The organism is Streptomyces sp. NPDC038200 (assembly GCF_055600785.1).
Genome location: NZ_JBVJYH010000001.1, coordinates 1053786 through 1075806, shown reverse-complemented (window position 1 = coordinate 1075806; position 22021 = coordinate 1053786). Strand labels below are relative to the sequence as shown.

Genomic DNA, 22021 nt, shown 5'->3' with positions numbered 1-22021 from the left:
GGTCGGGGTGGGGCGGGGCGGCGTGACACCATCTCTCCGTGCTCGACATCGGCTACGCCCTCTCCAACCGGTTCCCGGATCCGCCGCAGACGGACTACCGCCGCGCGGACGTGCGCGCGCTGCGCCACGACCTGTTCTGCGGGGACGTGTATCTGGCGGACACCGTGTCCGACCGGGAGCTGTCCACAGCCTGGGGATGGGTGCCGGTGCTGGATTTCGCGTGGGCGCTGTGCGACATCGTGGAACGGCTGGACCGGGACCCGATGGGCTCTCGTGCCGCCCGGCCGCAGCGGGCGGAGCTGGACTTCACGGAGTCCACCGACCGGATGCTCTTCGAGCGCCGTTTCGGCTGGGTCGACATCACGTCGGACTGGAGCCCGGCCGAGGAGTCCCCGCTCTCCTTCTCCCACGCCGAACTCCGGCGCGAGGCCCGCGATTTTCTCCACGACCTGCTGGCGGACCTCGTCGATCTCCATGAGGAGCTGGCGGAGAATCCCGCGGTCTGGACGCTTCAGGCCCGCTTTCCCCGGGTGTCGTGAACAGGGAGGACCCCCGGGCACGGCCCGGGGGTCCTCGCCGGTGCGGGAACGTCAGACGTTCACGCCGAAGTCCTGGGCGATGCCGACCAGGCCCGAGGCGTAGCCCTGGCCCACGGCGCGGAACTTCCACTCCGCGCCGTTGCGGTACAGCTCGCCGAAGATCATGGCCGTCTCGGTGGCCGCGTCCTCGGAGAGGTCGTAACGCGCGATCTCGGCGCCGCCGGCCTGGTTCACGATCCGGATGTAGGCGTTGCGGACCTGGCCGAAGTTCTGGCCGCGGTTCTCGGCGTCGTAGATGGAGACCGGGAAGACGATCTTCTCGACGTCGGCCGGGAGCGCGGCGAGGTTGACGTTGATCGCCTCGTCGTCGCCGGCGCCCTCGCCCGTGCGGTTGTCGCCGGTGTGGACGATCGAGTTGTCCGGGGTCTGCTTGTTGTTGAAGAACACGAAGTGGGCGTCCGAGTAGACCTTGCCCTGTGTGTTCACCGCGATGGCGGAGGCGTCCAGGTCGAAGTCCGTGCCGGTGGTGGTGCGGACGTCCCAGCCGAGGCCCACGGTGACGGCGGTCAGGCCCGGAGCCTCCTTGGTGAGCGAGACGTTGCCACCCTTGGACAGGCTTACAGCCATGTTGGGAGTCCCTTCCTTAGATACCCGTGCATATCCGTGCACTCTGTGCCGACGAAGCTACCGTCACCCGGGAGAACGTCGAGGGGGGTCCCGGTGGTTCCGGATCCCTTTACCTTTTTTACCGATCCGGAAATCCAGGTGACGTACGCCGTGCCGGGCCGGGAACATGGGATGCATGTCCGGGCCCTACTTCATCCGTGGCTCCGTCTCGCTTCCCGAGGCCGAGCTGATGTGGCGTTTCTCCAGGTCGTCCGGGCCCGGCGGACAGCACGTCAACACCAGCGACTCGCAGGTGGAGCTGCGTTTCGACCTGGCGCGCACCGAGGCGCTCCCCGCGGTGTGGAAGGAGCGGGCGCTGCAGCGGCTGGCCGGCCGCCTCGTCGACGGGGTGGTGTCCGTGCGGGCCTCCGAGCACCGCTCGCAGTGGCGCAACCGGGAGGCCGCCGCCGTACGCCTCGCCGCGCTCCTCGCGGAGGCCACCGCGCCGCCGCCCAGACCTCGCCGGGCGACCCGTGTCCCGCGCGGCATCAACGAGCGCCGGCTGCGGGAGAAGAAGCAGCGTTCGGACACGAAGCGGGGCCGCTCGGGGCGGGACTGGGGTTAGCCGGGGCGCCCTGTCACATCGTCGGCTCTCCCGTCGTCAGGGTGGTGCGGGGGCACGCGGCGGAAGTGCCGCGCACAGACACCGAGGGCGACGGAGAGGCCGGACCGCTCATGACCGACAACGATTTTCTCGCCGAGCGGTTCGAGGGGTACCGCGGGCATCTGCGGGCCGTCGCGTACCGGATGCTCGGCTCCGCGGCCGAGGCCGAGGACGCCGTGCAGGAGGCGTGGTTCCGGCTGAGCCGGTCCGACACCCGTGAGGTGGACAATCTCGGCGGCTGGCTGACCACCGTCGTCGGCCGGGTCTGCCTGGACATGCTCCGCTCGCGGCGGTCCCGGGGCGAGGAGCCGCTGGACAGCTGGCGGCCGGCGCCGTCCGCCGAACCGGATCCCGTGCAGGACGCGCTGCTCGCCGACTCCGTGGGGCTGGCCCTCCTGGTCGTCCTGGACACCTTGTCGCCGGCCGAGCGGCTGGCGTTCGTGCTGCACGATCTGTTCGGGGTGCCGTTCGAGGAGATCGGCGGCATCCTCGGGCGTGCCCCGGCCGCGGCACGGCAGCTCGCCAGCCGGGCCCGGCGGCGGGTGCGGGGCGTGGAGGCGCCGGAGGCCGATCTGGCCCGGCAGCGGGAGGTGGTGGACGCCTTCCTGGCCGCGGCGCGGGGTGGCGACTTCGACGGGCTGCTCGCGGTGCTGGACCCGGATGTGGTGGCCCGCAGCGAGGCCGGTGTGAACAGCGGGGCGGCGCGGGTCGCCGCGGGTGCGGCGAGCTTCGCCCATCTGGCGCGCATCGCGCGTCCGGTGCTGGTCGACGGCGCGACCGGTCTGGCCGTGTTCGCCGACGGCCGCCCGGAGCGGATCCTGGCCTTCACCTTCCTCGCCGACCGCATCTCGGCGATCGACATCGTCTCCGACCCGTCCCGCCTGGCCGGCATGACCGTCGAGGCGGCCTGAGCCTGTGCCTCGTCCCCGACGGACGGCCCCGACGGACGGCCCGGGCGGACGGCCCGGGCGGGTGGGTCGGGACGACGGGGGCGACGTTCGGCTCCTGGGCGGGCCCGGACGCGTATACCCACGGCGGCGTCGAGGTTATCGGGTGTCACTTTTTCCAGACGGAGTGTCATCCGGGCCCCGGACCCACGTTTTCTGCGGGGCCACGAATTACCGGGGCCGCGGAATTCCCGGGTCAGCCCAACTGCCGGTAGCGGCCCCGGAAGTAGAGCAGTGGGCCGCCCTCCGCGCTGGGCACGTGCGCGGTGAGGACGCGGCCGATGACCAGGGTGTGGTCCCCGGCGGCCACCCGTTGCTCGGTACGGCATTCCAGGGTGGCCAGCGCGCCTCCCACCAGCGGGGCGCCCGTGGTCTCGCCGCGGCGGTAGGGGATGTCCTCGAAGAGCAGCCGGTCGCTGATGCGGCCCTTCATGGCGAAGCGGCCCGCGATGTGCCGCTGGCTCTCGGTGAGGACCGAGACCGCCCACAGGGGCTGTTCGGCGAGCAGGTCGTCCATGCGGGCGCCCTCGCGCAGGCTGACCAGCACCAGTGGCGGGTCGAGGGAGACCGACATGAAGGCGGTGGCGGTCATGCCGACGTCCTCCATGCCCGGCGCTTCGGGGTCGTCGGGGTCCAGCGGCGGCTCCTGCGCGGTGACCAGGACCACGCCCGCGGCCAGCCGGGACATCGCGGCCCGGAACTCGTCGTTGCTCACCCCCTCAGCATGCCCGGAAGGCAGGGGGGTGATGGGGGAGGGAGTCTTCAGCACGCCGGAAACGCTAGTCTTCGCCGGGCGCGGAGCGCATCGGCCCTCGGTCCGAGCCGGGTCCTAGGACCAAGGGCGCACTCTTGTGTGCATCATGTGTTCAGATACGTACGCCGTGCGTTCGGTAAACGCACGGGGCAAACGCAGAAACTCCACTCAATTGTTCAGGTTCTTCTGTGACTTGAGTCACAAGAGGCAGGAATTGTTGACCCTGTGTACCGAGTGGGCAGCGCGCTGTGATTCAGTGGCGGGGAAGCCGCGAATAGCACCGTAAGAGCCACCGCGAAAGACGCGGGAGGAGCGCCGAAGACAACCCTTGATTCGCTGCGAGGTCTCGGGGGGAGGGCGAGCATGGAGACCGAGTCGGAGCCGTATGTCCGTCTTGCGTCCCTGCGACAGCTGCACCAGGTCATGGCCGACATGAACACGGCACGCAGCCTGGCGGACACACTGCAGAGCGTCGCCGACGGAGCCGTGGGCGCCCTCGGATACGAGATGGCGGCCGTCAACCTGGTGCGCCCCGACGGTGATCTCGTGGTCGCCGCCTTCTCCGGGAACTCCGCCGCCGAGGCCCTGATCACCGGCCGGGTCGGCTCCCGCGAGTCCTGGGACCGCCGGCTGAACATGGGCGAACGCTGGGGCGACCTCGTCTTCATACCGCACACCGAGGGCTGGGTCCTCGACGACGACGACGTACCGCAGTGGTTCACGGACGGGCCCGCACCGCGCTTCGAGGACGAGTGGCACCCCTCCGACCGGCTCTTCGCGCCCATGTACACACCGGGCGTGCAGGGCGGCTCCTCCGGCGAACTGCTCGGCGTCATATCCGTCGACCGCCCCCGCAACGGCCGGCACCCCGGCGCCTGGGGCCGCGAGGCCCTGCAGATGTACGCCTTCCAGGCCGCCATCGCGATCAGCAACGCGCGTCTACGTGCGAACATGCAGCGCGCCCTGGTCCGCCTGGAGCGCGAGCAGCAGGCCCTGCGCGCCAGCGAGGAGTCCTTCCGGCAGGCCTTCGAGTACGCCCCCTCCGGCATGGCCATCGCGGAGATGGGCGGCGACCAGCACGGCCGCATCCTGCGCACCAACGACGCCCTGTGCCGGCTGCTCGGCCGGCCCGCCTCGGCGATGCGCCGCTACTCCTTCGCCGACCTCGTCCACCCCGAGGACATCGGCACCCTGCTGCGCACCTCGGCGGAGGGCGGGCGCGCGGAGCTGCGGCTCGGCCGCCGGGACGGCACGTACGTCTGGGTGTCGCTGCGCAACTCGGTCGTCGCGGACGCCGCCGACGGCCCGCGTTTCCTGCTCAGCCACGTCGAGGACATAGAGGAGCGCAAGCGGCGCGAGCTGCAGCTCGCCCACCGGGCCTCGCACGACTCGCTGACCGGCCTGCCCAACTCCGCCGAGCTGCGCTCGCGCCTGTCGGCCCGGCTCTGCCAGCGCCCCGCCCACGCCGGTGCCCCGGACTCCCTGGACGCGGCCTACGGCCACCCCGCCTTCGACACCCCCGTCGGCCACGGCTTCGACTTCGCCCCGGGTGCGGAGGCGTACGACGGGTACGACCACCACGTCCACACCGCCGGTCCCGAGGACGACCGCGACGACGGCGCCAAGGGTCTCGCGGTCCTCTTCTGCGACCTCGACGGCTTCAAGTCGATCAACGACCGGTTCGGGCACAACGCGGGTGACGCGGTCCTCATCGAGGTCGCCCGCAGGCTGTCCCGCGGGGTCCGGGACGGCGACACGGTCGCCCGGCTCGGCGGCGACGAGTTCGTGATCCTCGCCGACGGCCTCGGCCGGGCCGACGCGCAGGACCTCGCGGTACGGCTGCGCAACGAGATCATCCAGCCGATCCGCGCCGAGGGCCGGGCGGTCCGGGTGGGCGCGAGTTTCGGCATCGGCTGGGCACACTGCGGCATGACGGCGGACGAAGTGCTGAAGTCGGCTGACGAGCGGATGTACGTAGAGAAACGATCTCGTCCCAAACAACATCGACGCGCCGGATGATCCGCAGGTCAGCGAGTTGATGCGGTCTGAGTCACCCGTTTGGGCGAGTGAGAGCGGGTAGGCTCGCCATTCCAACCCGTACCGCATCCGCCCGCACCTGTTGAGGAGTACCAAGGGATGACGCCCGGCGACAACGGCGCGAGCACGCCCGAGGACGACGACCCGTTCGGCTACCTGTACGCAGACGGCCAGGCACGGGGAGCCCAGCCGCCGTCCGGCGGGTACGGCTACCCGAACTCGGTCAGCAGGGTGCGCGCGGTCGGCGAGCGCCAGTACGGCCAGCAGCAGGCGCCGTACGGCCAGCCGCCGCAGGCCACGTACGGCCAGGGCGTCCCCCAGCAGGGTGCCTACGGCCAGCCGAACGCCCACTACCAGGCGCCGGAGACGCTGCCCGGCGGCCCCCCGGCCGGCCGCCGGCCCGCCGGGAACACCGGCCGTCGCGGCCCGAACACCAAGGGTCTGCTGATCGGCGCGATCGCGGTGGTGGCCGCGGTGGTGGTCGGCATCGGCATGGCGATGCTCAACGGCAACACGGACGAGGACAAGGCCGGCAGCCAGGTCGACACCTCCCCGACCCAGTCCCAGAGCCACTCCCCGAGCCCGTCGGGCAGCAGCTCGGCGGCGAGCGACGCGCTGGAGGCCGACGCCTCCTCCAACGCCCTCCAGCTGGCGGGCGGCGCGACGAAGGCCTCGGACGTCAAGGGGGCCAAGTCCGCCGACGGCAGTTACGTGGGCGGACTGAACCAGGCCGGCGCCTCGGTCACCTGGACGGTCAACATCCCCTCCGACGGCCCGTACACGCTGTTCGCGGACTACAGCGCGGTCGAGGACCAGTCGATGTCGGTGACCGTCAACGGCACCACGTTCGGCAGCAAGATGGGCATGGACAACTACCGGCACGTCTCCGACGGCGACTTCGCCAAGGGCTGGACCACGTCCTACGTGTGGCCCAACCTGAAGAAGGGCCCCAACACGCTGGGGATCTCCTGCCAGTCGGGAGACAAGTGCAACGTGCTGATCGAGAAGCTCTACATCAAGCCGGGCAACGTCAAGCGCAGCAGCTAGGCCGCGCTGAACTCTCCCGACACCGCCACCCGGCCCAGCAGTTCCTCGTAGGCCGCACGGTCGAAGTCGCCCGCGGTGGTGCTTCGTACCGTCGCCGCCGACAGGGCGACCGCGCGGGTCAGACGGGTCGGCCAGGGGAGGTGTTCGACCAGTCCCGACAGCAGGCCGGCCACCGCCGCGTCGCCCGCTCCGGTGGGGTTGCCGCGCAGCGGGGCGGGCGGGGCGGCGCGCCAGCGGCCCTCGGGGGTGACGGCGAGCAGACCGTCGGCGCCGAGTGAGGCGACCACCGCGCGGGCCCCGCGCCGACGGGCGTCCTGGGTGGCGCGCAACGGATCGTGGGAACCGGTGAGTTCGGCCAGTTCGTCGGCGTTCGGCTTGATGACGTCCGGGCGGGCGGCGACCCCCCGGCGCAGCGGCTCGCCGCTGGTGTCCAGCAGCACCGGCACTCCGGCGGAGCGGGCCGTGCGGATGAGGTTCGCGTACGCCCCCACCGGCACCCCCGGCGGCAGGCTGCCGCACAGGGCCACCGCCGCGGCGCCGGACGCCAGCTCCTCGTACCGGCCGAGGAAGGCCGCCCACTCGGCCGGGGTGATCTGCGGGCCGGGCTCGTTCAGCTGGGTGGTGTCGCCGGTCAGCTCGTCCACGACCGCGATGGTGCGCCGGGTCGGCCCGGCGACCGGCACCAGCGCGTCCACCGGCCCGCGCCCGTCCGCGAGCCGCTCCCGCAGCACCTGTCCGGTCGGGCCGCCCGCGAATCCGGTGACCGTCACCTCGTGCCCGAGGGCGGCCAGCACCCGGGCCACGTTCACGCCCTTGCCGCCGGGCCGCTCGACGACCTCCGAGACGCGGTGCGAGGCATGCGGCCGCAACGACCGCACGCGATAGGTGATGTCGAGAGCGGTGTTCAGCGTGACCGTGAGGATCACCCGGGCCGACCTCCCTCGAAGTCCGTACGCCTGTCTTCGGTTCCGGGCCTCGATCATGCCAAACAGACGGCGGCCGGCCCAGTGCCAGGTCGGCCGCCCTACCGGGAAAAGCCGGACGGATCAGGCCAGTTGGGGCGGCACGATCCACTCGCCGTGCCGCATCACGCCCTTCAGCGCGAAGTCGGCGTCCAGCAGGACGAGGTCGGCGTCCTTGCCGGGCTCCAGGGAGCCGATGCGGTCGGAGAGGCCGAGCAGGCGGGCGGGGTTGGCCGACAGGGCCGTCACCGCGTCCTCGACCGACAGCCTGTCGACCGTCACCGCCCGCCGGAACGCGCGGTCCAGGGTGAGCGTGGAGCCCGCGATCGAGCCGCCGTGCACCAGCCGGGCCACGCCCTCGCTGACCTCCACCTCCAGCGGGCCGAGCATGTAGCGGCCGTCGCCGATGCCGGCCGCGTCCATCGCGTCGGTGATGAACGCGACCCGGTCCGCGCCCGCGTGACGGAAGGCCAGCTCCAGCGCGGCGGGGTGCAGATGGGTACCGTCGTTGATCAGCTCGACGGTGACCCGCTCGTCCTCCAGCAGGGCGGCGATCGGGCCGGGGGCGCGGTGGCCCAGGGGGGGCATGGCGTTGAAGAGGTGGGTGGCGACGGTGGCGCCCGCGTCGATCGCCTCCACCGTCTGCTCGTAGCTGGCGTCGGTGTGCCCGATCGCCGCGATCACACCGTGGTCGGCGAGCAGCCGCACGGAGTCGATGCCGCCGGGCAGTTCGGTGGCGAGGGTGACCATCTTCGCCTTGCCGCGCGCCGCGTCGATCAGCTTGCGGACCTGGGCCGGTTCCGGGTCGCGCAGCAGTTCCTCGGAGTGCGCGCCCTTGCGGCACGGCGAGATGAACGGCCCCTCGAAGTGGATGCCCGCGATGTCGCCCTGTTCGGCCAGCTCGCTCAGCAGTCCGGCCTGGCGGACCAGCAGGTCCATCTCGTCGGTGACGGTGGAGGCGACGAGCGTGGTGGTGCCGTGCAGGCGGTGGGTGCGGATGGCGGTGAGGATCTCCTCCGGGCCGCCGGAGAAGGAGGCTCCGCCGCCGCCGTGGTTGTGGAGGTCGACGAAGCCGGGGACCAGCCAGTGGCCGGTCACGTCGATGACCTCGGCGTCGGCCGGGGCCGTGCCGGCGATGCGCTTGCCGTCCACGACCAGTCGGCCGTTCTTCACCGTCCCGGTGGGGAGTACCACGTCCGCGCCGGTGAGCACCTGCGGCTTGTCCGTGGCTGGTCGCGCAGTTCCCCGCGCCCCTGTCGGGGCGCTGTCCCGCTCGTGGGCCATCAGGCGCTTACCTCCGGAGTCGTAGAAGTTGTCGTCGTCAGCAGGTCCCGCGCGAGCAGCCCCGCGCCCAGGCAGCCGGCCGTGTCGCCGAGGGCGGCGGGGACGATGGTGGGGAGTTTCTGGAAGGTGACCCGCCGCCGGACGGCCGCCCGCAGCGGCTGGAACAACACTTCCCCCGCCTCGGCCAGCCCGCCACCGATGATCAGCGTGCGGGGGTCCAGCAGGGTGATCGCGGTGACCAGCCCGTCGGCGAGCGCGTCCACCGCGTCCTGCCAGACCCGGACGGCGTTCGGGTCGCCGGACGCGACGGCCTCGGCGCAGTCGGCCGCGTCCGCGTCGGGGTCTCCGCAGGCCGCGGCCCAGGTCTCGCTGACGGCGGACGCGGAGGCGTACCGCTCCAGGCAGCCGTGCTGTCCGCAGGGGCAGGGCACGCCGCCGGGCCGTACGACGATGTGGCCGATCTCGCCCGCGAAGCCGTGGGCGCCGGCCTCCACCCGGCCGTCCAGGCCGATGGCGCCGGCGATCCCGGTGCCGAGCGGGACGAACAGGAACCGGTCCGCGCCCCGGCCCGCGCCGATCCGGCCCTCCGCGAGGCCGCCGGTGCGGACGTCGTGGCCGAGGGCGACGGGCACCCCGAGCCGGTCGGCGAGGAGGGTGCGCAGGGGGACGTCCCGCCAGCCGAGGTTGGCCGCGTAGACGGCGGTGCCGGTGGCCTCGTCGACGATGCCGGGGACCGCGATGCCGGCCGCCCGGGCGGGTTCGCCGTAGTGCTCGACGCCGTACGCGCGCAGCTCGGCGGCGAAGTCGAGGATGCCCGCGAGCACCGCCTCGGGGCCGCGCTCGCGGCCGGTGGCCCGGCGGGCGCGGTGGAGCAGCGCGCCGTCGTCGCCGACCAGCGCGGCCTTCATCCCGGTACCGCCCACGTCGAGGGCGATGACATGTCTCACCACGGGGCCTAGTGTGGCCCTCGCACCCGGGAGAGGTCTAGTCCACTCGCGTGGTGTAGACCTTATGTGTCCATATATTGAACGGTCAGACAGCAGGGTTGGGGCTTTGAGCGTGCGTCGGCGTACGGCAGGAACGATCGCGGTGGTGTCCGCACTGGGCATGACGGCGCTTCTCGGCGGCTGCGGGAGTACGGGCTCCTCCGACGTGACCCTCAGACTCGTCGCCGCCGACTACGGCGACTCGGCGGCCAACAGCTCCAAGAAGTACTGGGACGCCCTGGCCGAGGACTACGAGCAGCAGCACCCCGACGTCAAGGTCGAGGTCAGCGTCTACTCCTGGAACGACGTCGACCGCAAGGTCAAGGAGATGGTCGACGCCGGCCACGCCCCCGACCTGGCCCAGATCGGCGCCTACGCCGACTACGCCGCCGCCGGCAAGCTCTACCCGGCCTCGGACCTGCTCTCGATCCGCACCCAGGCCGACTTCCTCTCCCAGCTCTCCGACGCCGGACAGTGGAAGCACACGCAGTACGGCATCCCGTTCGCCGCCTCCACCCGCGTGCTCTTCTACAACAAGACCCTGTTCGCCAAGGCCGGCATCACCCCGCCGACCACCTGGGACCAGCTGGCCGCCGACGCCGAAGCGCTCAAGGCCAAGGGCGTCAAGTACCCCTACGCGCTGCCGCTCGGCCCCGAGGAGGCCCAGGCCGAGACCATGCAGTGGCTGCTCAGCGGCGGCAACGGCGGCAGCGGCTACACCGACGACGTCGGCACCTACACCATCGACTCCGCGGCGAACGTCGCGACCTTCTCCTGGCTCAAGGACGATCTGGTCGACAAGGGCCTCACCGGCCCGGTCGCCCCCGGCAAGCTCAACCGCGCCGCCGCCTTCGCCGCCTTCGCCGACGGCCAGGTCGGCATGGTCAACGGGCACCCCACGCTGATCCAGCAGGCCGGCAAGAAGGGCGTGAAGTTCGGCATGGTGCCGATGCCGGGCCGCACCGGCAAGGCCAGGGCCTCCATGGGCGTCGCCGACTGGATGATGGCCTTCAAGCAGAACGGGCACGCCGACCAGATCGGCGACTTCCTGGACTTCGTCTACTCCAGGAAGAACGTCCTGGAGTTCTCCCGGACCTACGGGCTGCTGCCGGTCACCAGCTCCGCCTCCAACGCCATGAGCGCCTCGGACGCGGCCACCGACAAGGCCCTGCACCCCTTCCTGGACCAGCTCCCCACCTCCGAGCTGTACCCGGTCGGCAAGACCTCCTGGGCGGCGGTCAGCGCGGCCGTGAAGCAGAACATAGGCCAGGCGGTCGCCCCCGGCGGCAGCCCCTCCGGCGTCCTGACCCGGCTCCAGTCGACGGCCACCGCGGCCGACAGCAGCAACGCCGGCTAGGACGGCTGTCGGTGCCCGGCGCTACCGTGGCTCCCATGGAACTGGGCACCCGCGAGCAGGCCATCCTCGCGCTGGAGCGCCGGGGCTTCTCCGGCGCCGGCGCGAAGGAACGGGCGATACGGGAGGAGCTGGGCCTGGCCCCGGTCCGCTACTACCAGCTCCTCAACGCCCTGCTGGACGACGAGCGGGCCCTGGCCCACGACCCGGTGACGGTGAACCGGCTGCGTCGGATCCGGGAGGCCCGGCGCGCCGAGCGCTGAGGAGTGGACCGGGGTCCTCGTGGATAGGGTCGCCGTATGGGCACCCAGACGACGGACTCGACGGATCCCCTGCACCCGCTGCCGATTCCGGGCACCCGAGCCGGCCGGGACGGACTGGCCGCCTTGCTCGCCCGGCCGCGCTCCGCGCTGATCGGCCTGGACTTCGACGGCACGCTGGCCCCCATCGTCGCCGACCCCGAGCAGGCCCGCGCCCACCCCCGGACCGTCCCCGCGCTGGCCGCGCTCGCCCCCAAGGTGGCCTCCGTCGCCGTGATCACCGGCCGCCCGCCCGAGGTGGCGGTCCGGTACGGCGGCTTCGCCGGCGCCCCCGGCCTGGAGCACCTCACCGTCCTCGGCCACTACGGCGCCGAACGCTGGGACGCGGCCACCGGCACGGTCACCGCGCCGCCCCCGCACCCGGGCGTCGCCGCCGTCCGCGCCGAGCTGCTGGCGCTGCTCGAACGCGTCGGCGCCGCGGAGGGCACGTGGATCGAGGAGAAGGGCCGGGCGCTCGCGGTCCACACCCGCCGCGCCGCCGACCCGCAGGCCGCGTTCGAGGCGCTGCGCGCCCCCCTCGCCGACCTCGCCGCCCGGCACGGCCTGATGGTCGAACCCGGCCGCATGGTCCTGGAGCTGCGCCCGCCGGGCATGGACAAGGGCGTGGCCCTGCTCGACCACGCCCGTGCCGTCGGCGCCGGCTGCGTCGTCTACGCCGGCGACGACCTGGGCGACCTGCCCGCCTTCGCCGCGATCGACGAACTCCGCGCCGACGGCACCCCCGGCCTGCTGATCTGCAGCGGCAGCACCGAGGTCACCGAACTGGCGGAACGCGCCGACCTGGTGGTGAACGGCCCGGAGGGGGTCGTGGACCTGCTCTCGGCGCTGGCGGCTCAGCTCGGCTGAGCGGTCAGCGCGTTCAGCTGGTCCAGGAACCACCGGGCCGGCGGCAGCGCGGTCGCGGCGGCAGCCAGCCGCTTCGACCGCTCCGCCCGCTCGGCCGCCGGCAGCGTCAGCGCCTCGTGCAGGGCCCGGGCCGTACCGGCGATGTCGTACGGGTTCACCGTGAACGCGTCCTCGCCCAGCTCCTCGTACGCCCCGGCCTCCCGCGACAGCACCAGCGCGCAGCCCTCGTCCGAGACGACCGGGACCTCCTTGGCGACCAGGTTCATGCCGTCCCGGATGGGGTTCACCAGCGCCACGTCGGCCAGCCGGTACGCGGCCAGGGAGCGGGCGAAGTCGTCCTTCACATGCAGCACCACCGGCGTCCAGTCCGCCGTGCCGTACCGCTCGTTGATCTCGTCCGCGACCCGCCGCACCTGCGCGGTGTAGTCGCGGTACACCGCGAGGTCCTGCCGGGAGGGGTACGCGAACGCCACGTGGACGACCCGCTCCCGCCACTCCGGATGGTCCTCCAGCAGCTGCTCGTACGCCAGCAGCCCGCGCACGATGTTCTTGGACAGCTCGGTGCGGTCCACCCGGACGATCGTCTTCCGCCCCGGTCCGATCTCCTCGCGCAGCGCCGTCATCCGCTCGTCCACATCGGGCTCGTGGGCCCGCTTGCGCAGGAAGTCCGCGTCCGCGCCCAGCCCGTGCACCCCGATCCGGGTGCCGGACGGGATGCCGGGCCCGAGCACCGCGTGACAGCAGTCCGTGAACGCGTCCGCCCAGCGCCGGGTGAGGAACGCCGCCCGGTCCGCGCCCAGGATGCCGCTGAGCAGCTCGGCCGCGATGTCGTCGGGCAGCAGGCGGAAGTAGTCCGGCGGAGCCCACGGGGTGTGTGAGAAGTGGCCGATGCGCAGGTCGGGGCGGAGCCGGCGGAGCATGCGGGGGGCGAGCGCCAGGTGGTAGTCCTGGATCAGCACCGCGGCGCCCTGCGCGGCCTCCTCGGCCAGTGCCTCGGCGAACGCCCGGTTGTAGGCCTCGTACGACGCCCACTGCCGCCGGAACTCCGCGTCGAAGACGGGCTCCAGCGGGGTCTGGTAGAGCATGTGGTGGACGAACCAGAGCACCGAGTTCGCGATGCCGTTGTACGCCTCGGCGTGCACGGTCGCGTCGATGTCGAGCATCCGCACCCGCTGTCCGCCGGTCTCCTCGGCCGGCAGCAGCCCGCCGTCCGCGCGCCGCACCGCCGCCCGGTCCCCGTCGCCCAGCGCGGCGCACACCCAGACGGAGTCCGTGTCCGACCCGATGGCGGACAGTCCCGAGACCAGCCCGCCGCCGCCCCTCCTGGCGGTCAGTGAGCCGTCCTCGCCCACCTGGTAGGAGACGGGGCCGCGGTTGGACGCGACCAGCACCTGAGCCCTCTCGGGAGCACCCTGCGTGGAAGCCATGGTCCTCAACCTAGCCCGGTCCGGAAACGCTCAAACGTACGGCCCGCCGCGGGAGCAGACCGTATACGGCCGGTTCACGCCACCTTCCGGTCGGCGTACTCCGCGATCTCCACCATGGGCGGACGCTCCTCGGTGTCCACCGAGTAGGTGCGCGGCTCGAAGCCGTCCTCGCCCCGCTCGAACTGGGTCAGCGCGGGCCGGATCAGATGGCCGCGGGCCAGCCGGAGCTGGGCCGTGCGGTAGATGGCGGCGGCCATCCGGCCGAGCGCCTGCCCGTCCTGGTGCCGGTGCCTGCGCACGCCCACGTCCACCTGGGCCAGCGCGTCCAGGCCGACCAGGTGCAGCGCGTCCACCAGCATGCCCAGCTCCACGCCGTAGCCGACGGGGAACGGCAGCTGCTCCAGCAGGGAGCGGCGGGCCGCGTACTCGCCGCCCAGCGGCTGCACGAACCCGGCCAGTTGCGGCCAGTGCATGTTCAGCAGCGGGCGGGCCATCAGTTCGGTGACCCGGCCGCCCTGGCCCGACGCGCCGGGGGCGCCGGTGAACGGGCGGTCGTACATCGCCTTCACCAGATCGACGTCCGGGTCGGTGAGCAGCGGGCCGACGATCCCCGAGACGAAGTCGGAGGAGAACTCGCGCAGGTCGGCGTCGATGAAGCAGACGATGTCGCCGCTGGTCACCAGCAGCGAGCGCCACAGCACCTCGCCCTTGCCGGGGACGGCCGGAAGGCGGGGCAGGATGTCGTCGCGGTGGACGACCCGGGCGCCGGCGCGCGCGGCGACCTCGGCGGTGCGGTCGGTGGAGCCGGAGTCCACGACCACGATCTCGTCGACGAGCGGGACCTGCTCCACGAGGTCGTGCCGGACGACGGCGACGATGTCGCCGACCGTCTCCTCCTCGTTGAGCGCGGGCAGGACGACACTGATGGTCCGGCCCGTGCGCTGCTTAGCGGCCACGATGTGGTGCAGCGGGCGATCGGCCACGGACCAGGAGCGGGTGCTCAGCCAGTGTTCGACTTCTTCCAGCACGGTCGGCGGCTCCTCACTGTCACGACCACACGTCACCGTGTGACCCATCTCGCGGTTCGGACGACTATCTCAACTGTCCTGGCCTTCGGTTACAGTCTTGAACAACGCCGGTGACCATCGCATGTCGGGGGTCGCGCGCGTCCACAACCGAATACCGCTCATCCAGAGGGGCAGAGGGACACGGCCCGATGAAGCCCCGGCAACCCTCCAGTCGGTTCTCGTAGATCAGTTCTGATCGTTTTCGCGAGGCTCCCGGCTAGGGAAGGTGCCAAATCCGTCTCACGGCGAAACGCGTCGTGAGGAAGATGAGGAGAAAGGGCCTCGCCTCCATGGCTGTGCAGACAGTTGCCACCACCAGCGACTCCACCGTCGACCTCGGTCCCGCCGCAGCCCTGAGCTGTCGCGAGTGCGGGCATCGGGTGCCCCTCGGGCCCGTGTTCGCCTGCGAGGAGTGTTTCGGTCCGCTGGAGATCGCCTATGACTTCTCCGGATACGACACCGAGGAACTGCGCCGCCGCATCGAGGCGGGCCCGGCGAACATCTGGCGGTACGCGCCGCTGCTGCCGGTGCCGGCGGACGTCGCCGACAAGCCCAACATCAACCCGGGCTGGACCAAGCTCGTCAAGGCCGACAACCTGGCGCACGAACTGGGTGTGACCGGCGGTCTGTACGTGAAGGACGACTCCGGAAACCCGACGCACTCCTTCAAGGACCGCGTCGTCGCCCAGGCCCTGGAGGCCGCGCGCGCCTTCGGCTTCACCACGCTCTCCTGCTCCTCCACCGGCAACCTGGCCGGCGCGGTCGGCGCCGCCGCCGCCCGGGCCGGCTTCCGCTCCTGCGTGTTCATCCCGCACGACCTGGAGCAGGGCAAGGTCGTCATGGCCGCGGTCTACGGCGGTGAGCTCGTCGGCATCGAGGGCAACTACGACGACGTGAACCGCTTCTGCTCCGAGCTGATCGGCGACTCGGCCGGCGAGGGCTGGGGCTTCGTCAACGTCAACCTGCGGCCGTACTACGCGGAGGGCTCCAAGACCCTGGCGTACGAGATCTGCGAGCAGCTCGGCTGGCGGCTGCCCGACCAGATCGTGGTCCCGATCGCCTCCGGATCCCAGCTCACGAAGATCGACAAGGGGCTGCAGGAGCTGATCAAGCTGGGCCTGGTCGAGGACAAGCCCTACAAGATCTTCGGTGCGCAGGCCGAGGGCTGTTCCCCGGTGTCCACCGCCTTCAAGGCCGGTCACGACGTGGTCCGCCCCCAGAAGCCGAACACCATCGCCAAGTCCCTGGCCATCGGCAACCCGGCCGACGGTCCGTACGTCCTGGACATCGCGCGCCGCACCGGCGGTGCCGTGGAGGACGTGACGGACGCGGAGGTCGTGGACGCCATCAAGCTGCTGGCCCGCACCGAGGGCATCTTCGCGGAGACGGCGGGCGGGGTGACCGTCGGCGTCACCCGCAAGCTGCTGAAGGACGGCGTGCTGGACCCGGCGAAGACCACGGTCGTCCTCAACACCGGCGACGGCCTGAAGACCCTGGACGCGGTGGCCGGGACCGGCCTCACCGCCACCATCCGCCCGACCCTGGACTCCTTCCGAGAGGCTGGCCTCGCATGAGCGTGACCGTTCGCATCCCCACCATCCTGCGCACCTACACCGGCGGTCGGGCCGAGGTGACCGCCGAGGGCGGCACCCTCGCCGAGATCATCCAGGACCTGGAGAAGAACCACACCGGGATCGCCGCCCGTGTCCTGGACGACCAGGGCAAGCTGCGCCGGTTCGTCAATGTCTACGTCAACGACGACGACGTCCGTTTCGAGCAGGGTCTGGAGACCGCCACGCCGGACGGCGCCGGTGTTTCGATCATTCCGGCCGTCGCCGGCGGCTGATCATTACCTTCGGTAACATCGGTTACCGATTGTTCAACGGATTGCCCCCTCCGTGAGAGAAGCGGAGGGGGCAATTCTGTGTGATTGAGCGCGGTAGAGTTGGGGAACACGGTCGCGACCTTCGGGTCGCGGGCCCTGGATTCATGCCGCTCGCCCGACAAGAAGTAGCCAAAGTGTGCGGGTTCTCTGCGGCATTTGTGGCTTTTGTGGAGCCCGACTTGCCCTGAAGTCGGGCGAATTCTCACCAGATTCCGGACCGCTCGCGTCCAGAATTCTCGTCCGATTGACCTGTTGCAGACGGCAGTTGGACAGATACATTCAGCCGCGGTCGACGCGTTCCGGCGCACGCCCCCGACAAATGGGGGGTGAGGTCTGACCCGGGTCCGCGAAGTGTGGATCTGTGCAAGGGCCAGTAATAGGGGAGTTAGGCATGGCTCAGGGCACCGTCAAGTGGTTCAACGCGGAGAAGGGGTACGGCTTCATCGCGGTCGACGGTGGTGCGGACGTCTTCGTCCACTACAGCGCCATTCAGATGGACGGCTACCGCACCCTGGAAGAGGGCCAGCGGGTGGAGTTCGAGATCTCGCAGGGCCAGAAGGGCCCGCAGGCCGACATGGTTCGCCTCAGCGCCTGAACGTTTTCTGCACGAAGGGCCCGCACCTCGCACAGGGTGCGGGCCCTTCCCCGTGCCCGTGCCCGCGCTCCGCGGGTCGCGGACGGCCGGCGGCCGCCCCGCGCCCCCTCGGCCTCCCGTGCCCGCCGGCTGTCCGACGGCCGCCTCCGGACGGCCCCGCTTCGCGGGTGCGCCTTGCACTCGGCCATGCCGAGTGCTAATCATTGCGTTAGCACTCTGAAGGTGAGAGTGACAGATGGACCGGGTCGGTGAGGCCCGTTGGCCAAGTGGGGCAAGGAACCACGAGGCAAGCGAGCCGTCCGTCGCGGGCGCGGGCGCGGTCCGAAGGAATCACCCCCAGTCCTGGAGGGACCACTTCCCATGGCCAAGATCATCTCCTTCGACGAGGAGGCGCGGCGCGGCCTTGAGCGCGGTATGAACCAGCTCGCCGACGCCGTCAAGGTCACCCTCGGCCCCAAGGGCCGCAACGTCGTCCTTGAGAAGAAGTGGGGCGCCCCCACGATCACCAACGATGGTGTGTCCATCGCCAAGGAGATCGAGCTGGAGGACCCGTTCGAGAAGATCGGCGCCGAGCTGGTCAAGGAAGTCGCCAAGAAGACGGACGACGTCGCCGGTGACGGTACGACCACCGCGACCGTGCTCGCCCAGGCCCTGGTCAAGGAAGGCCTGCGCAACGTCGCCGCCGGCGCCAACCCGATGGCCCTGAAGCGCGGTATCGAGAAGGCCGTCGAGGCCGTCTCCGCCGCCCTGCTGGAGCAGGCGAAGGACGTCGAGACCAAGGAGCAGATCGCCTCCACCGCGTCCATCTCCGCCGCCGACACCCAGATCGGCGAGCTGATCGCCGAGGCCATGGACAAGGTCGGCAAGGAAGGCGTCATCACCGTCGAGGAGAGCAACACCTTCGGTCTGGAGCTCGAGCTCACCGAGGGTATGCGCTTCGACAAGGGCTACATCTCCGCCTACTTCGCCACCGACATGGAGCGCATGGAGGCGTCGCTCGAGGACCCCTACATCCTCATCGCCAACTCCAAGATCGGCTCCGTCAAGGACCTGCTCCCGCTGCTGGAGAAGGTCATGCAGTCGGGCAAGCCGCTGCTGATCATCGCCGAGGACGTCGAGGGCGAGGCCCTGTCGACCCTGGTCGTCAACAAGATCCGCGGCACCTTCAAGTCCGTCGCCGTCAAGGCCCCGGGCTTCGGTGACCGCCGCAAGGCCATGCTCGGCGACATCGCCATCCTCACGGGCGGCGAGGTCATCTCCGAGGAGGTCGGCCTCAAGCTGGAGAACGCGACCCTGGACCTCCTGGGCCGCGCCCGCAAGGTCGTCATCACCAAGGACGAGACCACCATCGTCGACGGTGCCGGCTCCTCGGAGCAGGTCGGCGGCCGGGTCAACCAGATCCGCGCCGAGATCGAGAACAGCGACTCGGACTACGACCGCGAGAAGCTGCAGGAGCGCCTGGCGAAGCTCGCCGGCGGTGTCGCGGTCATCAAGGCCGGTGCCGCCACCGAGGTGGAGCTGAAGGAGCGCAAGCACCGCATCGAGGACGCCGTCCGCAACGCGAAGGCCGCCGTCGAGGAGGGCATCGTCGCCGGTGGTGGCGTGGCCCTGCTGCAGGCGTCCCAGGTCTTCGAGAAGCTGGAGCTCGAGGGTGACGAGGCGACCGGCGCCAACGCCGTGCGCATCGCCCTGGAGGCCCCGCTGAAGCAGATCGCCGTCAACGCCGGCCTCGAGGGCGGTGTCGTGGTGGAGAAGGTGCGCAACCTGACCCCGGGCCACGGCCTGAACGCCGCGACCGGCGAGTACGTCGACCTGGTCGCCGAGGGCATCATCGACCCGGCGAAGGTGACCCGCTCTGCCCTGCAGAACGCCGCCTCCATCGCCGCGCTGTTCCTCACCACCGAGGCCGTCATCGCCGACAAGCCGGAGAAGGCCGCCGCGCCGGCCGGCGGCGGCATGCCGGGCGGTGACATGGACTTCTGATCCTTCCGAGGATCGGCAGCAGTCCTTCCGTACGAGGGCGGCACTCCCTGTCTCAGGCAGGGGGTGCCGCCCTCGGGCGTGTCCGGGATCACGCCCGGGTTCTCGCGGGGAACGGAATGCCGGGCCGCGTGTACACAGTTACTTCAGTGGGTGCAACAATGCGCACGCACATACCAGCCGGTTGACCACTTCATGCACGAGGAGCCCCCCACGTGACCGACACGACTCCCGCCTCCCGCGCGGCCCGGATCCTGTCCCGCCCCATCACGCTGGGCGGCCTCACCGTCCCGAACCGCATCGTGATGGCGCCGATGACCCGCATGTTCTCCCCGGGCGGCATCCCCGGCGAGGACGTGCGCTCGTACTACGCGCGCCGCGCCGCCGCCGGCGTCGGCCTCATCGTCACCGAGGGCACCTACGTGGGCCACGAGTCGGCCGGCGAGAGCGACCGCGTCCCGCGCTTCCACGGCGAGGAGCAGCTGGCGGGCTGGGCGAAGGTGGCCGAGGACGTGCACGCGGCCGGCGGCACGATCGTCCCGCAGCTGTGGCACATCGGCATGGTCCGCAACCAGGGCAAGCCGCCCTTCCCCGACGCCCCCGCCGTCGGCCCCTCCGGTCTGGTCACCGCGGGCGCCGAGCCCACCGGCAAGGCGATGACGCAGTCGGACCTGGACGATGTCGTCGCCGCGTTCGCCGAGGCCGCCGCCGCCGCGGAGCGCATCGGCTTCGACGGCGTGGAGATCCACGGCGCCCACGGCTACCTCCTCGACCAGTTCCTGTGGGAGGGCACCAACCGCCGTACCGACGCCTACGGCGGCGACCCGGTGGCCCGCACCAAGTTCGCCGCGGAGGTCGTCGCCGCCGTCCGCGCCGCGGTCTCCCCGGAGTTCCCCGTCCTCTTCCGCTACTCGCAGTGGAAGCAGCAGGACTACGCCGCCCGCCTCGCCGAGACCCCCGAGGAGCTGGAGGCCATACTCACCCCGCTCGCGGCGGCCGGTGTCGACGTCTTCCACGCCTCCACCCGCCGCTACTGGCTGCCCGAGTTCGACGGCTCCGACCTGAACCTGGCCGGCTGGACGAAGAAGCTCACCGGCAAGCCGGTCATCAGCGTCGGCTCGGTCGGCCTCGACGGCGACTTCGTCAACGCCTTCCAGGGCGAGGGCTCCCCGGTCCAGGGCATCGACAACCTCCTGGACCGGCTGGAGGCCGACGAGTTCGACATGGTGGCCGTCGGCCGTGCGCTGCTCCAGGACCCCGAGTGGGCGGCCAAGGTCCTCTCCGACCGCTTCGACGAGCTGAAGCCGTACGACGCCTCCGCGGTGAAGACCCTGAGCTGACCGGCCCCCGCCGGACCGGCCCGGCTACAGGTTGCCCAGGGGCTCGATGTCGACCTTCACCGGCGTCCCCCACACCCGGAGCACCTCGTAGTCGGTGAACTCGTGGACGAGCCGGTACGCCATGGCGGGCCGGGACCCGCGGCGCTGGGCGGCGAGATACGCCTCCGCCTCGTGCCGGTCCCGGCGGGGCGTGCCGCACAACTGCCACTCCTGCCCGTTCCACAGCTCCGGCAGCCACCGCTGCTGGGGCTGTGGCCGGTCACCGCGGACGCCGTACCGGGACGGGGCGGAGGGGGCCGGCTCGCCCGGACGGGGCCTGCTGCCCTGGAACTCCGAGCGCCGTGCGGCCCGGCGCCGGGTCTCGCACAGCAGACACAGATCGGGGGCGCTCTCGTCCACGGGTCCCTGCGGGTGTTCGGGGCACCGGGTGGCGGGCGCACCGGTGGTGACACTCTCGTCCAGCAGGTCGAGGGCCCGCCGCAGGTCGTCCTTGATCTCGTGCAGCCGGGCGTCCGGCGTGTCGGCGGTCAGGGCCTCCCCGTGCTCCCCGAGCAGCCGGAGAGCCCGTCCGAGGGCGGTGAGCTGGGCGTGGTTCATATCGGTCGGTTGCCTCCTCCCCTCCATGGTGCCCTGACTCCGCTCGACACCGGCCCGAGACGGTTTCCCGGGCGGGCGCGGGCCGGGGCGGGCTCGTGATGGAGTGGGTCCTGTGACGACGACCTTCACGGCCCGCCTCCTCGATGGCCTGGGCCGCTTCAACGCCGCCCACCCGTGGGACCACAACGCCCATTACCACCGTTGGCTGTTACGGCAGTTGCCCCGCCGCTTCGGCACCGCCCTGGACGTGGGCTGTGGCAGCGGCGATCTGGCGCGGCTGCTGGCCGGCCGGGCGGAGTCGGTCCTCGGCGCGGACGCGGACCGCCGCATCCTGGCCCGCGCACGGGTGTCGACCAGGCCCGACTCTCCCGTCACCTACACCCTCGCCGCCGCGCCCGACGGCCTGCCCGCCGGCCCGTACGACGTGATCACCTGCGTCGCGGTGCTCCACCACCTTCCCTTCGCCGAGACCCTCACCCGGCTGCGGCGGGAACTCGCGCCGGGCGGCACCCTCGTCGTCGTCGGCTGTGCGCGGCCCGAGAGTCCCGTCGACCACGCGCTGGGTCTGGTCGCCGTACCGCTCAACGCGCTCACGGGGTGGGTGAAGACCCGGGGGCGCCGGGCGTTCGGCAGACCGGCATCCATGACCGCCCCCACCCGCGACCCCGAGATGACCTTCGCGGAGATCTCCCGTGAGGCCCGCCGTCTGCTGCCCGGGGCACGCCTGCGGCGCCGGCTCTTCTGGCGGTACACCCTCGTCTGGAGCGCGTGAGACGGCGGTGCG

22 protein-coding genes and 1 riboswitch are annotated in these 22021 nt (G+C 71.5%); of the genes, 14 read left to right on the top strand and 8 right to left on the bottom strand.

Annotated elements, in window-relative coordinates:
- The first annotated feature begins 38 nt into the window (after positions 1 to 38).
- Positions 39 to 539: a hypothetical protein gene (locus tag ACZ7KF_RS04585; RefSeq protein WP_471069388.1), complete on the top strand. Its 501-nt coding sequence runs from the start codon at positions 39 to 41 to the stop codon at positions 537 to 539.
- A 51-nt stretch (positions 540 to 590) separates the two neighbouring features.
- On the opposite strand, the gene ACZ7KF_RS04580 is transcribed toward ACZ7KF_RS04585, so the two are convergent.
- Positions 591 to 1166: a TerD family protein gene (locus tag ACZ7KF_RS04580; protein WP_225824582.1), complete on the bottom strand. Its 576-nt coding sequence runs from the start codon at positions 1164 to 1166 to the stop codon at positions 591 to 593.
- Between the two features lie 166 nt (positions 1167 to 1332).
- Between ACZ7KF_RS04580 and arfB the strand changes: the two genes are divergently transcribed.
- Entirely contained in the window at positions 1333 to 1770 is a 438-nt protein-coding gene (arfB, locus tag ACZ7KF_RS04575) for an alternative ribosome rescue aminoacyl-tRNA hydrolase ArfB (RefSeq protein ID WP_471069386.1), read from the top strand.
- 110 nt (positions 1771 to 1880) lie between these two features.
- A complete protein-coding gene (locus ACZ7KF_RS04570) occupies positions 1881 to 2720 on the top strand; it encodes a sigma-70 family RNA polymerase sigma factor (protein WP_471069385.1) in 840 nt (279 codons plus the stop codon).
- A gap of 232 nt (positions 2721 to 2952) precedes the next feature.
- On the opposite strand, the gene ACZ7KF_RS04565 is transcribed toward ACZ7KF_RS04570, so the two are convergent.
- Positions 2953 to 3444, bottom strand: a complete 492-nt coding sequence (locus ACZ7KF_RS04565; protein WP_471069582.1) for a flavin reductase family protein — start codon at positions 3442 to 3444, stop codon at positions 2953 to 2955.
- Positions 3445 to 3873: 429 nt separating this feature from the next.
- Here ACZ7KF_RS04565 and cdgB point away from each other — a divergent pair, with 429 nt between their 5' ends.
- Both cdgB and ACZ7KF_RS04555 read left to right on the top strand, forming a co-directional pair.
- Positions 3874 to 5529 carry a diguanylate cyclase CdgB gene (gene cdgB / locus ACZ7KF_RS04560; protein WP_471069383.1) on the top strand — a complete coding sequence of 552 codons (1656 nt, stop codon included), beginning with the start codon at positions 3874 to 3876 and terminating at the stop codon, positions 5527 to 5529.
- A 117-nt stretch (positions 5530 to 5646) separates the two neighbouring features.
- Positions 5647 to 6594, top strand: coding sequence for a carbohydrate-binding protein (locus ACZ7KF_RS04555; protein ID WP_471069381.1), 948 nt, complete (start codon positions 5647 to 5649; stop codon positions 6592 to 6594).
- On the opposite strand, the gene ACZ7KF_RS04550 is transcribed toward ACZ7KF_RS04555, so the two are convergent.
- The 3 genes from ACZ7KF_RS04550 to ACZ7KF_RS04540 all read right to left on the bottom strand — a co-directional run bounded on the left by ACZ7KF_RS04550 (position 6591) and on the right by ACZ7KF_RS04540 (position 9787).
- Positions 6591 to 7520, bottom strand: a complete 930-nt coding sequence (locus ACZ7KF_RS04550; RefSeq protein ID WP_471069380.1) for a 1-phosphofructokinase family hexose kinase — start codon at positions 7518 to 7520, stop codon at positions 6591 to 6593. The two genes, ACZ7KF_RS04555 and ACZ7KF_RS04550, sit on opposite strands and share 4 nt — an antisense overlap.
- A 120-nt stretch (positions 7521 to 7640) precedes the next feature.
- Entirely contained in the window at positions 7641 to 8768 is a 1128-nt protein-coding gene (gene nagA, locus ACZ7KF_RS04545) for an N-acetylglucosamine-6-phosphate deacetylase (RefSeq protein WP_471069581.1), read from the bottom strand.
- Between the two features lie 71 nt (positions 8769 to 8839).
- The gene (locus ACZ7KF_RS04540) at positions 8840 to 9787 is read right to left on the bottom strand and encodes an ROK family protein (protein WP_471069580.1); all 948 of its coding nucleotides are present in this window, start codon (positions 9785 to 9787) and stop codon (positions 8840 to 8842) included.
- A 112-nt stretch (positions 9788 to 9899) separates the two neighbouring features.
- Between ACZ7KF_RS04540 and ACZ7KF_RS04535 the strand changes: the two genes are divergently transcribed.
- From ACZ7KF_RS04535 to otsB, 3 genes are read left to right on the top strand one after another with little or no spacing between them, the layout of a single operon-like run.
- A complete protein-coding gene (locus ACZ7KF_RS04535; RefSeq protein ID WP_471069579.1) occupies positions 9900 to 11183 on the top strand; it encodes an ABC transporter substrate-binding protein in 1284 nt (427 codons plus the stop codon).
- Positions 11184 to 11218: 35 nt separating this feature from the next.
- Entirely contained in the window at positions 11219 to 11443 is a 225-nt protein-coding gene (locus tag ACZ7KF_RS04530; protein WP_471069378.1) for a DUF3263 domain-containing protein, read from the top strand.
- A gap of 36 nt (positions 11444 to 11479) precedes the next feature.
- A complete protein-coding gene (otsB, locus tag ACZ7KF_RS04525) occupies positions 11480 to 12346 on the top strand; it encodes a trehalose-phosphatase (protein WP_471069376.1) in 867 nt (288 codons plus the stop codon).
- Here otsB and ACZ7KF_RS04520 read toward each other — a convergent pair.
- Together ACZ7KF_RS04520 and ACZ7KF_RS04515 are read right to left on the bottom strand one after the other, a co-directional pair.
- A complete protein-coding gene (locus ACZ7KF_RS04520; protein ID WP_471069374.1) occupies positions 12334 to 13773 on the bottom strand; it encodes an alpha,alpha-trehalose-phosphate synthase (UDP-forming) in 1440 nt (479 codons plus the stop codon). The genes otsB and ACZ7KF_RS04520 overlap by 13 nt on opposite strands.
- 74 nt (positions 13774 to 13847) lie before the next feature.
- Complete coding sequence (locus ACZ7KF_RS04515; protein ID WP_471069372.1) at positions 13848 to 14801, bottom strand: glucosyl-3-phosphoglycerate synthase; 954 nt, start codon at positions 14799 to 14801, stop codon at positions 13848 to 13850.
- Between the two features lie 155 nt (positions 14802 to 14956).
- Positions 14957 to 15113, top strand: a riboswitch (SAM riboswitch).
- A gap of 17 nt (positions 15114 to 15130) precedes the next feature.
- Between ACZ7KF_RS04515 and thrC the strand changes: the two genes are divergently transcribed.
- From thrC to ACZ7KF_RS04490, 5 genes are all read left to right on the top strand, one after another.
- Entirely contained in the window at positions 15131 to 16414 is a 1284-nt protein-coding gene (gene thrC, locus ACZ7KF_RS04510; protein WP_471069370.1) for a threonine synthase, read from the top strand.
- Positions 16411 to 16686: a MoaD/ThiS family protein gene (locus ACZ7KF_RS04505; RefSeq protein WP_471069369.1), complete on the top strand. Its 276-nt coding sequence runs from the start codon at positions 16411 to 16413 to the stop codon at positions 16684 to 16686. Before thrC ends, ACZ7KF_RS04505 begins: the two co-directional genes overlap by 4 nt.
- Positions 16687 to 17116: 430 nt before the next feature.
- Positions 17117 to 17320, top strand: coding sequence for a cold-shock protein (locus tag ACZ7KF_RS04500; RefSeq protein WP_004929928.1), 204 nt, complete (start codon positions 17117 to 17119; stop codon positions 17318 to 17320).
- A 360-nt stretch (positions 17321 to 17680) separates the two neighbouring features.
- Complete coding sequence (groL, locus tag ACZ7KF_RS04495) at positions 17681 to 19303, top strand: chaperonin GroEL (RefSeq protein WP_471069367.1); 1623 nt, start codon at positions 17681 to 17683, stop codon at positions 19301 to 19303.
- A gap of 212 nt (positions 19304 to 19515) precedes the next feature.
- Positions 19516 to 20640, top strand: coding sequence for an NADH:flavin oxidoreductase (locus ACZ7KF_RS04490; protein WP_471069365.1), 1125 nt, complete (start codon positions 19516 to 19518; stop codon positions 20638 to 20640).
- Between the two features lie 24 nt (positions 20641 to 20664).
- Here ACZ7KF_RS04490 and ACZ7KF_RS04485 read toward each other — a convergent pair whose 3' ends face one another.
- A complete protein-coding gene (locus tag ACZ7KF_RS04485; protein ID WP_471069363.1) occupies positions 20665 to 21237 on the bottom strand; it encodes a hypothetical protein in 573 nt (190 codons plus the stop codon).
- 112 nt (positions 21238 to 21349) lie between these two features.
- On the opposite strand from ACZ7KF_RS04485, the gene ACZ7KF_RS04480 reads away from it, so the two are divergent.
- Positions 21350 to 22009 (top strand): class I SAM-dependent methyltransferase, encoded by a 660-nt coding sequence (locus ACZ7KF_RS04480; protein ID WP_471069361.1) that lies wholly within the window; start codon positions 21350 to 21352, stop codon positions 22007 to 22009.
- The last annotated feature ends 12 nt before the right edge of the window (positions 22010 to 22021 follow it).

Bases quoted from the DNA above. Each gene is read 5' to 3' on its own strand.
- ACZ7KF_RS04580 (WP_225824582.1), bottom strand. From the start codon at position 1,166: ATGGCTGTAAGCCTGTCCAAGGGTGGCAACGTCTCGCTCACCAAGGAG.
- arfB (WP_471069386.1), top strand. From the start codon at position 1,333: ATGGGATGCATGTCCGGGCCCTACTTCATCCGTGGCTCCGTCTCGCTT.
- ACZ7KF_RS04570 (WP_471069385.1), top strand. From the start codon at position 1,881: ATGACCGACAACGATTTTCTCGCCGAGCGGTTCGAGGGGTACCGCGGG.
- ACZ7KF_RS04565 (WP_471069582.1), bottom strand. From the start codon at position 3,444: ATGTCCCGGCTGGCCGCGGGCGTGGTCCTGGTCACCGCGCAGGAGCCG.
- cdgB (WP_471069383.1), top strand. From the start codon at position 3,874: ATGGAGACCGAGTCGGAGCCGTATGTCCGTCTTGCGTCCCTGCGACAG.
- ACZ7KF_RS04555 (WP_471069381.1), top strand. From the start codon at position 5,647: ATGACGCCCGGCGACAACGGCGCGAGCACGCCCGAGGACGACGACCCG.
- ACZ7KF_RS04530 (WP_471069378.1), top strand. From the start codon at position 11,219: ATGGAACTGGGCACCCGCGAGCAGGCCATCCTCGCGCTGGAGCGCCGG.
- otsB (WP_471069376.1), top strand. From the start codon at position 11,480: ATGGGCACCCAGACGACGGACTCGACGGATCCCCTGCACCCGCTGCCG.
- ACZ7KF_RS04520 (WP_471069374.1), bottom strand. From the start codon at position 13,773: ATGGCTTCCACGCAGGGTGCTCCCGAGAGGGCTCAGGTGCTGGTCGCG.
- thrC (WP_471069370.1), top strand. From the start codon at position 15,131: ATGGCTGTGCAGACAGTTGCCACCACCAGCGACTCCACCGTCGACCTC.
- ACZ7KF_RS04505 (WP_471069369.1), top strand. From the start codon at position 16,411: ATGAGCGTGACCGTTCGCATCCCCACCATCCTGCGCACCTACACCGGC.
- ACZ7KF_RS04500 (WP_004929928.1), top strand. From the start codon at position 17,117: ATGGCTCAGGGCACCGTCAAGTGGTTCAACGCGGAGAAGGGGTACGGC.
- groL (WP_471069367.1), top strand. From the start codon at position 17,681: ATGGCCAAGATCATCTCCTTCGACGAGGAGGCGCGGCGCGGCCTTGAG.
- ACZ7KF_RS04485 (WP_471069363.1), bottom strand. From the start codon at position 21,237: ATGAACCACGCCCAGCTCACCGCCCTCGGACGGGCTCTCCGGCTGCTC.